Origin of the sequence: Comamonas sp. CMM03, assembly GCF_019218715.1 — a bacterium.
GTDB lineage: Bacteria > Pseudomonadota > Gammaproteobacteria > Burkholderiales > Burkholderiaceae_C > Comamonas > Comamonas terrigena.
Map to the genome: position 1 here is coordinate 1,466,908 of NZ_JAHUXB010000001.1, position 11,505 is coordinate 1,478,412.

Here is an 11,505-nt window from a genome sequence, read left to right on the forward strand (position 1 = left end):
AGAAACCCCGCTATGTTCTGCATAGCGAGGTTTTTGTATTTTGGACCAGCGTCAGGTACGCATTCAGCGGGGAGTGCAGGTACGGCTGTGCTGCCGCCCTACCTCAGGCCGCGAAACCGCCGTCGATCAGCAAGTCCGCGCCCGTGACGAAGGCGGCATCCGGCCCGGCCAGGTAGGCCACCATGCCGGCGACTTCATCGGCTTTGCCATGGCGCGGAATGGCCATCAACCCGTGCATCGTCGCGGCGAAATCGCCGGTTGCGGGGTTCATGTCCGTGTCCACCGGGCCGGGGGCCACGTTGTTGACCGTGATGCCGCGCGGGCCCAGGTCGCGGGCCAGTCCCTTGACCAGTCCCACCAGGGCCGATTTGCTCATGGCATAGGCGGCTCCGCCCGCAAACGGCATGCGCTGCGCGTTGGTGCTGCCGATGTTGATGATCCGGCCGCCTTCCTGCATGTGCTTGGCAGCGGCCTGCGATGCCACGAACACCGAGCGGATGTTGACGGCCACGGTGCGGTCAAAGTCTTCCAGCGTGAACTGGTCCAGCGGTGCAAGTGCCAGCACCCCGGCGCTGTTGACCAAAATGTCCAGGCGACCGAAACGGCGGGCAACGCTGTCGATGGCTCGGGTCAGCGCAGCGGCATCGGTGGCATCGGCATGGATGGCGATGGCGTCGCCTCCGCTGGCCTTGATCTCTTCGACAAGGGCTTCGGCTGCAATGGCAGAAGCTCCATAGCCAATGGCCACACGGGCGCCATCACGGGCCAGGCGGCGGGCGCTGGCGGCGCCGATGCCCCGAGAGCCGCCATGGATGAAGGCCGTTTTTCCGGCCAGGGGCTTGCCCACGGCGGCAGAGGCTGCGGAGGCGGGCTGGAGGTGGTGTTCATGGCGTTTCCTTTCAAAGGGAGTGGTTGATGGCTGCAGTGTGAGCCGGCTCACCTATTTCTGGTAGTCATTAAACAAAGCATTCAATTTCAACCATTTGTATAAGATTGCGCCATGTTGACCGAACTGCGCAGCCACCTCGACGCCTTCATCACCTCGGCCGATGAAGGCAGTTTCTCGGCCGCCGCACGCCTGCTGGGGCTGACGCCCGCCGCCATCAGCAAAAGCGTGGGTCAGTTGGAGGTCCGGCTGGGGGTGCGGCTTTTCCAGCGCAGCACCCGCCACCTTGCACTCACCACCGATGGCGAGCGCCTGTATGCCCAGGTGCGCCTGCCCTGGAGCGAGATCAACGACGCCCTGACCGACCTGCGCCAGGGCGCAGGCAAGCCGGCGGGCACGCTGAAGGTGGCACTGGCCCACACGGTGGGCCGTGAATACATTGTCCCGTTGCTGGGCGAATTCCTGCACCGCTACCCCGACGTGCTGCCCGATCTGCATTTCGACAACCGCCAGGTCGACATCGTGGCGGCAGGGTTCGACGTCGCCATTGGCGGCGGTATCGAGCTGACCGATGCACTGATTGCGCGGGAACTGGCGCGCCTGCGTATCCTGCTGGTGGCCGCGCCCGCTTACCTCAAGGCCCATCCTGCCCCCCAGCACCCGCAGGATCTGGCGCGCCACCACGGCTTGTTGCGCCGCTCTTTGGCCACCGGGCGCCTGATCCCCTGGGCCCTGAAAAGCAAGGAAGGCCAGGAACTGGTCGCCAGCGTGCGCCCGTCCATCGTCATGGACGACCCCGAGGCCATGGCGCGTGCTGCAGCCACCGGCATGGGCATTGCCCTGCTGCCGCTGCCGCATGCGTTGCCGCTGCTGGAAAGCGGTGCGCTGGAGCGCGTGCTGCCCGATTGGTATGCCGAATCACGGCCGCTGTCGATCTACTACACCAGCCGCAAGCTCGTGCCGGCCAAGGTCCGGGTGTTCGTGGATTACATCGTTCAGGAGTTCGCCACCAGTGGCCTGGCAGCCCGGATCCGCCAGACATAGTGCAACGCCCAAGCTGATGCCCCATCACCATCAATCCGATGGTGTCCGGCATCCTGCGATCCTCCCCGCACGGCGCACGAAACCGGCCACGTTGTGGCCGTGTCCGGGCTTGGATGTGGCATTTCCACCCGGAATGCCTTCCGGGCAGAGAAGACAGCCCACAGGCACTCCTGCTACAAGGCAAACAGGAGGCTGCGGGCTTGTCGGCAGAGCGCGCGCGGAGTTGGTCAATCCCCGGTGGAAACCCCTGCGTTGACCCCCAGCGAGATCGAGCCGTTGACCGCCGATTTCTGCACCTGCTTGCCTGCCACCGACGTGCCTTCAGCCCCTTCCAGCTTCGCTTCTTGGTTCACGACAGTGCCCGCCTTGATGCTGATCTTGCCGGTGGAAGAGATGGAGGTGCTGGTGGACTCCGTTCCAGAATAGAAGTCCACGCCAACGCCGGTTTCCGCCTTTTTTTTGTTTTTGTCCTCTTCGGCGCCATCTTCGGCAGTTTTGCCGGCTTCTGCCGCCTTGGTGGTCTGCTCCTGCTTTGCCGGCTCGGCCTTTTTGGTGCTGTCAGTCCCGGTCTTGTTGTCCGACTTGCTGTCCGCGCTGGACGGGGCGGCGCCCTCCTTCTTGGTTTTCGCCTCCACGGCCACACCAATGCCCAAACCGACATTGGTTTCACTGCTGACAGCCGCTTTCAGATCGACCTTGTCACGCGCGCTGATGCTGACATCCCCCTTGGACTCGATGCCCGTGCCTTCCAAGGTGACGCTCTTACCCGAGCTGATCTCCACCCCGCCTCCCGAAGTAATGCTGGATCCCTTGGCCGTATTGCTAGATCCAATGGACATGTCGTAGTTGGCTTCTGCCCCAATGGAGTCGCTCTTCTTGCTCGAGCTGACGTTGACGCTCACGCCAATCTCATGGGAAGCCGAATCCGTGGTGCTCTGCGCTGCATTGAAATTGACATCGCCCCCGGCATTCACCGCCGTCTTGCCCCCGCTGGCGATATCCGTACCGGTGAAATTCGCATCCCCCTTGGTGGTGATGCGGGTGTCGCCCCCCGATTTGATGCTGCCTGCACGCGCCGTCGTTGCGCTTTCGCTTTCGATGCTGCCGTCATAGCTCAGCCCCACATCCGCACCTGCTGTACCGATGACACGCACCGTGGCCTGGCCGGCAATGTCGTGCTCGTTCTTGCTCGAGGTCTTGGTGTCCTTGGCCGCGTTGTAGTCCAAGGAACCCGCCCTTACCGCCGGCCTCTATCGCTGTGCCGCTCAGCGTGGTCTTTTCTTGCGAGGTCGAAGATATATCGCCGCCGGCCTTGTAGCGGGACGTCACCGCCGTGGTGGAAGATTCCGACTCGGAAGAGATGCTGCCGGTGTAGCTGGCCTTCACGCCCAGGCCCGCACTGGCCCCTGCTTCCACTTCGGGCTTTTCGGATTCAACCTTCCCTGTCACGCTGGCCTTACCCTCCACGCTGGCGCTCGCACTGGCAGATGCGCCGGCATACGCACCAATGCGGGCATCATGGCTTTGCGCGTCCTTGCTGCTGTAGGTGGAATCGCTTACCGCTTCATCGTTGATCACGCGCGCCGTTTGGTTGATGTTCTTGCCCGCTTCCATCTGGGTTCCCTGGTCGGTGATGGTGTCGGTGGCGGTGCGCGTAATACTGCCCTTGGCGGTGAACGAATTCGTGACCTGGGTAACGGAGCCCTCAGTTTCGCTCTCTTGCTTGTATTGGTAGCGCACGCCTGCTGTCACTTCCGCGCTGGCACTGGCACTCGCGTCCGCCTTCAGGCCCGTCTCATCCAGCAGACCACCGGAGTCCTTGGCTGCTGCGGTCTTGTCGTCACTGCCTGTCTTGGCGGTGCTGGCTGTGGCCTTGCTGCCTGTAGCCGTGCTGTCCCCGGCCTTGCTGGTGCTGCCCTTGCTGTCCGACTTGTCCTTGTGGCCTGCCCCACCTCCAACCACAACGCCGGTGGATGCGCTCAGATTGGCCTCTACCGCCACATTGGCCTGTGCGGCCGTGCCGATATAGACCCCTGCAAGATGGGAGCTACTGGACGTGGTTTTTTCCTGGGTGTCTTGCGCCGCCTTGTTGGTAATGCTTTTCGCACTCACATCCAGATTGCCGCCGGACTCCACTGTGGCCCCCACAAACGTCGCATCCCCCTTGGCCGCGATGCTCATGTTCCCACCGCTCTGGATGGTGGATGAGGTGCTGGTGGTTGTCACCGGGCGGGCCGAGCCGCTGTTGGTGACCGAGCCGCCGGTAACGTTCAGCGTATTGGCATAGACGTAAGCGCTGGCCATGGTCTTGTAGGTGGAGCGGCTGGATTCCTTGGTCAGGGACGCGGCCATCGCGGCTGGGTCTGAACCCAGAGCTGGGTTGTAGCGGCTGCGGTAATAGCCGGGGTCGTAGGACGGCGAGTCCGGATCCATCCGCGCCCAGTCCTCCTCGGTACTGGCCGAAGCGTAGTAATGCGTCTTGCTGCAGTCCCAGCAGTCGGTCTCGTAATGGCTCTGGCGGCGTACGTAGACCACCGCGTCGAGATAGAAGGCTTCATTGACGAAGCTGGTGCCGCTGAGATTCACCACGTTGCCGGACAGAATGCCGACCCGGTTCACCCCCTGGGCGCCGTAATTCACCGTCAGCGTGCCGCTGGCCAGGATCTGTGATCAGGACAAGGCCGCCAGGCGCGCCGCAGCACCACTGCGCGCACTGCGCAGTTGCTCGCTCAGGCTCGCACGGCCCGCCGGAGCACTTCCATCACCGTGCCAGAAAGCGCCCTTGCTGCCGTCCTTGCTGACCACCAGCTTGAACACCTGCGTGGCCACCCGACCCTCGCTGTCACGCACCGTCACCCTGAAGCTCAACGTACCTTCAAAGCCGGGCGGTGGTGTGCCTTCAAAGCGCCCGGTGCGGGCATCGAAGCGCAACCAGCCTGGCAACGGTGTGCCATCCGCCATGCGGGCCGATAGTGTGACCACCGCATTGCCATCGGCGTAGGCAAACGCGTCGCTGCTGATCTGTACCGCAATCCGCTCGCCGCTGCTGGCCACCACATCCGGGATCGGCTTGTAAGCCACCGGTGCATTGCTGCCGGACATGCCCGGCAGCGCCACAATCTGGAAGCCCTCTGCAGAGGTCAGGCCGACATCCGGCGTCTGCTGCATCGGCGACAGCGGACCAAAGCTCGGCAAGGTGTCCAGCACCGTCGCTGGCGTCTGCCCTGGCCAGCTGATGCCGATATCGCTCGCCACGCTGGACTGCGGCAGTATCCACGGTGCTGCGGGACCCCCAGGGATGGGGGTGTCAGCCATGTCCGGAGGGAACACGGCGAGGGGCAGCGAAGGGTCTGTCAACACAGGAGTGGAAGGAAACACCGGAACGATCGGCGGTTCTGGAACGCTGGGCGTCACCGGTATCGTTGGGGGCAGAGCACGGACCGTCAAGGTACCGCTGCTGCTGCCCTGGTTGCCTGCGACATCCAGCGTCGCGATGGCCACGCTGTACTGCTGACCGCCGATCAGACTCAATGCACCGCTGATGGGCACGGCCGTTGCCAGATCTAGGCTCCAGGCACCAGCCACAGGCACTACCTGGTAGGTCGCGCCACCCACGGTCACGGTCATGGAGTCCCCTGCGGCCAACGCGGACGTCCCGGTCAGGGTGGGCATCAAGCTGTCCGTCTGCTGGGATACGACGGTCGCAGTTGGCGCAGTGTCGTCATAGGCGTAGGCCTGCGCATACACGGCACTGTGGTTACCTGCAGCATCGCTCACCCTGATCTGCAGTGTATTGCTGCCTGGATTGAGCGTTGCAATGAAAGACCAACTGGTATCTCCGATGGAAGTGCCCACCGTCATCCAGCTTGCCCCATTGTCCAGAGAAATCTGAACCTCGTCACCGGCAACCAGTGGGGCAGACAAATTGCCGCTGATGGTTTGTACTGCCACGTTGGTAATCAGGTCACCATTGATACCGCTGTCATTGATAAACATCACCCCATTTGCTGTTGCGGACGGTGCCACCGTATCAATCAGCAGCGAGGGAATGGCGCCACTGCTGCCGAAGTTGCCTGCAGCGTCGATGTAGCCACTGACCGCGATAGTGGCCGAGCCGCTGGCGACGCCGCTTGCCGGTGTATATGTGGCGGTATAGACCAAGGGGTTGGATGTGGCCGTCAAACCACTCAAACTCCCTCCAGACACCGTAATGTTGCCGGCACCAAACCCCACAGGGGGCTCGGAAAAAGTGAAAGTAATCAGCGCTGGCGTCACACCGTTGACCGTCGCCACATTGCTGGAGATCACCACCGTAGGGGGCGATTGATCCAGCACATAAGCACGGGAGAACGCCGCAGCGGCATTGCCTGCGGCATCGACCACACGCACCTGCAGCACACCACTGCCCGTCAACACCACGCCCAATGACCAGCTGTCGCTGCCAACACTCCCCGCTGACATCCACGTGGCACCTCCATCCAGCGAAACTTGCACCGACTCACCCGACACCAAGGGCGCCGACAGCATGCCATCAATGGTCTGGCTGGCAGCACGGGTGATCAGATCGCTACTGCTGGCGCCCGTATCATCGGAAAACCGGACGCTGACCACTGTCGCAGAGGGGGCCAGCGTGTCATAGGCGATGGTCGGCGTGCTGCCTCCCTGGCCTGGGTTGCCTGCAGCGTCGGTATAGCTGCCCGGAGCCACAGTCACCGTCAAAGATCCCGAGTCCACCCCCTGCACAGGCGTCAGGACTGCCGTATACACCAAGGGGTTGGCGGTAGCTGCCCAGCCGCTCAAGACCCCACCCTGTACGCTCACATCACCGGAGTCAAACCACCGTGGCGCTTCGCTGAAGGTGAACGTGATCAGGGCGGTTTCGCCTGCTTTCAGGCTTGCGACATTGCTGCTGATGGCCAATGAAGGGGTCAACGTATCGACAGCAATAGCCACCGGTGCAGCTCCATAGCCCAGGTTGCCCGCGACATCGGTGTATCCGCCGCCAGCCACGGACACCACGGCGGAACCGTTACTTACTCCCGCTGTTGGTGTGAAGGTCGCCACATAGACCAATGGATTGGCCGTGGCGGAAAAGCCGCTGATCACGCCGCCATTCACCGTCAGATCAGCGGCACGAAAGTTAACAGGAGGCTCACTGAAGGTAAAGGTGATGGTCGCCGACTCTCCGGCTTTGAGTGAGCTCGCGCTGCTGGTGATGCTGACTGTAGGTGCTGTCTGATCCAGCACATAAGCAGCAGAGAATGCTGCGCCGTGATTGCCTGCGGCATCCGACACGCGCACCTGCAAGGTGCCACTGCCAGTCAATGTTTGACCAGCCAGGCTCCAGCTGTTTGCAGAAGACGACGCGCTTTGCCAACTGTTCCCGTTGTCCAGCGAAATTTCCACATACTCGCCACTGCCCAGGCTGGCACTCAATGTGCCGCTGATGGTCTGGGTTGGGTCCCTGGTCACCAGATCGCTGGAACTGGGCCCAGTGTCCGAAGAGAAAGAGACGTTTTGTACGCTGGCGGTCGGAGCCGAGGTGTCAACCACAATCGCCTTGTTCGCCCCCAGCGATCCGGCCGTCCCTGGGACAGCCAGCACTATCGATGCTGCACTGTGGCTGCCACCAGCTTCGCTGATGGTGGCGCCATTGAGTTGCAGCGCATGGGTCGATGCCACATCCAGGTCGGCGCTGTTCTGCCCTGAGGCCACGGTATAGCTGAAGGTCAGCGTGGCACTGCCCGACCCGCCGGTATAGCTGGCCCCCCCCCCGCTGCTGAGTGCCAGCGTCGGCAGGCCATTGGTGGTGCTGACATCCACGGCCGTGCTGAAGCTGACTGTGATGGAGATGGTCTGGCCGGCACCATAGCTGCCGTCGCTGGTTGTGGCGCTGACGCTGGTGATGCCGGGCTGCACCCCATCCACCAGTACGGCAGCGGTGCTGCCGACGCTGTTCAACGTCAGGGTGGCATCATTGCCCGCAGCATCCTTCAGTGCCCCGCCGTTGCCCGATAGTGCACCCACTGTGATGCCATTGCTGTCAGTATCCCCGTTGACCACGGTGTAGCTGAACACCAGGGTGCTGCTGCCGGATCCAGAGACATAGGATGCATAGCGCGTGGTGCTGCCCACCACCAGCGCAATGCGGGGAGTCCCGCCACCGGTGTCAACCGTGACCGGTTCACTGAAGCTCACGCTGAAGCTCAGGGTATCGCCGGTGAAATAGGTGGCATTGGCGGGTACCACGACCGTATTCACGGAAGGTGCTGTCGCATCGATGGTCACCACCCGGCCTGCAGAAGCAGCCGACACATTCCCGGCTGCGTCGGTGGCGGTGGCGGTGATGGTGTGGCTGCCTTCGCTCAACGTGGCGGAGGTATAGCTCCAGGTGCCACCGGTAGCGGTCACACTGCCCAGCAAGGTGGGGCCGTCATAGATCTTCACGGTGCTGCCGCTTTCGGCCACGCCGGTGAAGGTCGGAGTGGTGTCGCTGGTGATGCCATCGCCATTGGAGATTCCGGTATCGCTGGCGCCGTTCAGCATCGGCATAGATGGGGCGCTGGGCGCACCGGTATCCAGCACGTAGTTCAGACTGGTCCCGGGTCCCACGTTGCCGGCAGCATCAATCACCCGCAGCTGCAAAGAGCCACTGCCGGACAGGGTGACGCCATTCCAGCTCAGCGTCGTGCCACTGACTTTGCTGGTGATGTCGGACCAGGTACTGCCACCATCCAGTGAACCATGCAGAACGTCGCCAGCGGCAAGGCTGGCACTCAGCGTGGCGGCGATGGTCTGGCTGGCGTTGTTGGTAATGAAGTCGCCAATGGTGCCGCTGTCGTTGGAGAAAGTCAGGCCGCTGAAGCTGGTAGTGGGTGCGGTGGTGTCGTAGGTATATGACTGGGAGCCCACCGCGCCGTCATTGCCAGCAGCATCACTGACTTTTACGCGCAGGGTACTGCTAGTACTCAGGGTGACGCCAGCCAGCGACCAGCTGCTCTGGCCCACGGTGGCGCTGGCGGCAGCCCACGTGGCGCCGTTGTCGATGGAGACATACACCGTCTCACCAGACTGCAGGTTGGCTGATAGCGTGCCGCTGATGGTTTGCGAGGCAGCATTGGTGATGAAGTCGCTGCCTGAACTCCCCGTATCGTTGGAGAAATTGATACTGGACACCGTGGTGGTCGGCGGGACCGCATCGATGATTAAGCTTTTGTTCGCTCCCAATGAGCCCGATGTCCCCGGCTGTGCCAGGGTTAGCGTGGCGTCATTGCCTGCAGCATCCCGGACCGTGCCTCCATTGAGCACCAGGGCTCCAATGCTGATGTAGTCCAAATCCAAACTGGCGTCGCCAGCTTGCACGGTATAGATGAAGGTCAGCGTATTGGTGCCCGAACCGCTGGTGTAGTTGATTGCCCTGTCAGCACTGCCAGTCTCCAGCGTCAACTGAGGGGTGCCGGTGACGATGACGTTCTCACCGAAGTTCACCTGTACGAAGATCACATCCCCTGCCTTGTAGGTGCCGTTGGCGGTGCTGGAAGTCACCGACATGACGCTGGGTGCCAGGGTATCGATGCCGTAGTTGCTGGAGTCAGCGGTTCCGATACCTGCAAGGGAGGTACTGACTCCCGTGACACCACTCAGGTTGACGGTGATGACGTTGGTGCTGTCGGTGACGCTTGAGTTGGGCGTGAACAGGCCGGTCCAGGTCAGGCCGCCATCGGAGCTGCTCAAGCCGTTGATGCTGCCGTTGGGCACGGTCAGGTCGGCAGTGGTGAACCCAGTCACCGCCATGTTGAAAGTGAAGGTGACGGTGGAAGTCTCGCCGATCTTCAGGTTGTTGTCCGAGAACGTTGCCGACACCAGGGCAGGGCGCGGTACATCGGCGATGCCGATGTTGTCGAGCGCGACATACAGTTTGCCATCGCCGGAAGAGGGATCCGAGATACGGATCTCGTCGACGTTCTGAAAGATCGACGCGGTCAGCCCGTTGGATTGGGTGAAATCGGATATGTAGTCGAGACTGTCCGTCGCCAGCGTCACGCTGCCCAGCGAGACACCATCACGGAAGGCTTCGAAGGTGATCTGCGGATGAGTGCCCAGATAGTCGACGATCTTGATACCGGTGAAGGAGAAATCAGCTCCGCTCTGGCTGCGGATGATGACGATCGGCGTTCCGTCACCAGAGCTATCGACGATTCCATCAGAGTTTGGACCGAAGATGTTGCTGTAGTACTCCCACGGAGAGTTACTGTTCGTATTACCCGAATCCGCCGAATAGATCTCGATCACTACACCGGGAATGTCAATGGAATTGGCTTGCCCATCCGTTACCGTCATGCCGAGATATGTATCCGGGCCGCTGAAATTGAGCGTCCCCGCGAACAACCGTCCGCTGAAGGCCTGTTGGGCCGATGCAGAGAATGGTGTTACTGCCTCGATCGAGCCGCTGGTGACTTCCAGTGTCCAGTCACCGCCCTGGGCGGTGGAACCGGTCGCGTCGTTGGAGGCTGCTACATCTGCGCCGGTGAGTTGGGCGATCTGGTTGACGAACGCCTGTCCGGCTGCACCGCTGCCGACATCGCAGCCGTAGAAGAGAATGTCGCCATCGACGTCGAGGCTCTGCCCGATCAGTGCCAGATCGGTTGCACGTGCGTCCAGGCCTGCTTTATCGAGGGTAAGGCTGCCAAGCGTCACCTGTCCGGACAGCCCGTGGCTGACGATATGAATGGCATCGATGCCGGTGCGTCCCGCCAGGTAGTCGCTGATTTGCTTCAGACCATCGCCTTTGGGGTCGAGCATCACCACCTCGGTGCCTGGTTTGATGCCCGCCAACAGTTGCTGGTAGTCCTGGACTTGACCGTCTATAAAGGTGATTTCTTGCCGCGTGCTGCTGACTGCAGGAGCCTCGGCCATCAGCGCATGGCGCAATGCGCCAGCGGTATCTGCCGCCGCGTCGGTGGCGGCAGCACCGTCCGCCACCGCGTGTGCGGCGTCGGCTGCGCCCGCGCCGTCGAACATGAAGCGCTGCTCCAGCGCCAGGGGGCGCATGCTGCTGCTCAGCCCTGCAGGGGCGGTGAGGTTTGGTGCAGCGGCTGCGGACGTCGCAGGTTTGGCAGCAGCTTGCGCCAGGCGGCGCCAGAAGGGGCGGTTGTGGGCAGTCATCGAATCATCCTTCCTTTTGGCCTGGGCGGCCCTTTCTCGGGCTCGCGGGCGGCACTTGCAAGGGCACTGGCACGGAATACGGGGGGCCGGAGCCCTCTGCACAACGATGGTGTCGGTGGCAGCAGGCCCGGCCCGGTTTTCTTGGTCAAAGCACGCTGCGGGCTATCTGGTAGACATGCGCACAGGGTGCTCCTTCCACGGCGGTCTGGGGTCTTACTTCTGCACAGGCGGCGCCATCAGCACCTGCCCACTCATGCCGGCAATCAGCTCGGGGAACTTGCCATGGATGGCGGCGTTGACCTTGATGGACTGGCTCACCGGGTCCACCCGCGCGGCCAGGCGCTGCACCTTGGCGGGGTAGGTCTTGCCGGTTTCGTCAATGCGCACCTCGAAGGCCGTGCCCTGCTGCA

The 11,505-nt window shown here is 62.4% G+C and carries 5 protein-coding genes and 1 pseudogene; 1 reads left to right on the forward strand and 5 read right to left on the reverse strand.

The window, feature by feature from the left end; genetic code table 11:
* Positions 1-103: 103 nt before the first annotated feature.
* Positions 104-847 carry an SDR family oxidoreductase gene (locus KW830_RS06695; protein WP_218332561.1) on the reverse strand — a complete coding sequence of 248 codons (744 nt, stop codon included), beginning with the start codon at positions 845-847 and terminating at the stop codon, positions 104-106.
* A gap of 153 nt (positions 848-1,000) precedes the next feature.
* Between KW830_RS06695 and KW830_RS06700 the strand changes: the two genes are divergently transcribed.
* Complete coding sequence (locus KW830_RS06700) at positions 1,001-1,930, forward strand: LysR family transcriptional regulator (protein WP_218332562.1); 930 nt, start codon at positions 1,001-1,003, stop codon at positions 1,928-1,930.
* A gap of 227 nt (positions 1,931-2,157) precedes the next feature.
* On the opposite strand, the gene KW830_RS06705 is transcribed toward KW830_RS06700, so the two are convergent.
* The 4 genes and pseudogenes from KW830_RS06705 to KW830_RS06720 all read right to left on the reverse strand — a co-directional run.
* A complete protein-coding gene (locus tag KW830_RS06705) occupies positions 2,158-3,156 on the reverse strand; it encodes a hemagglutinin repeat-containing protein (protein ID WP_218332563.1) in 999 nt (332 codons plus the stop codon).
* Entirely contained in the window at positions 3,038-4,570 is a 1,533-nt protein-coding gene (locus KW830_RS06710) for a hemagglutinin repeat-containing protein (RefSeq protein ID WP_218332564.1), read from the reverse strand. Before KW830_RS06710 ends, KW830_RS06705 begins: the two co-directional genes overlap by 119 nt.
* A 30-nt stretch (positions 4,571-4,600) precedes the next feature.
* The gene (locus KW830_RS06715) at positions 4,601-10,981 is read right to left on the reverse strand and encodes an Ig-like domain-containing protein (protein ID WP_218332565.1); all 6,381 of its coding nucleotides are present in this window, start codon (positions 10,979-10,981) and stop codon (positions 4,601-4,603) included.
* Positions 10,982-11,308: 327 nt separating this feature from the next.
* Positions 11,309-11,505, reverse strand: a pseudogene (locus tag KW830_RS06720) (efflux transporter periplasmic adaptor subunit); the annotation flags it as partial.

Excerpts from the sequence above, each read along its gene's own strand:
- KW830_RS06700 (WP_218332562.1), top strand. The coding sequence starts at position 1,001 with ATGTTGACCGAACTGCGCAGCCACCTCGACGCCTTCATCACCTCGGCC.
- KW830_RS06715 (WP_218332565.1), bottom strand. The coding sequence starts at position 10,981 with ATGCGCCCCCTGGCGCTGGAGCAGCGCTTCATGTTCGACGGCGCGGGC.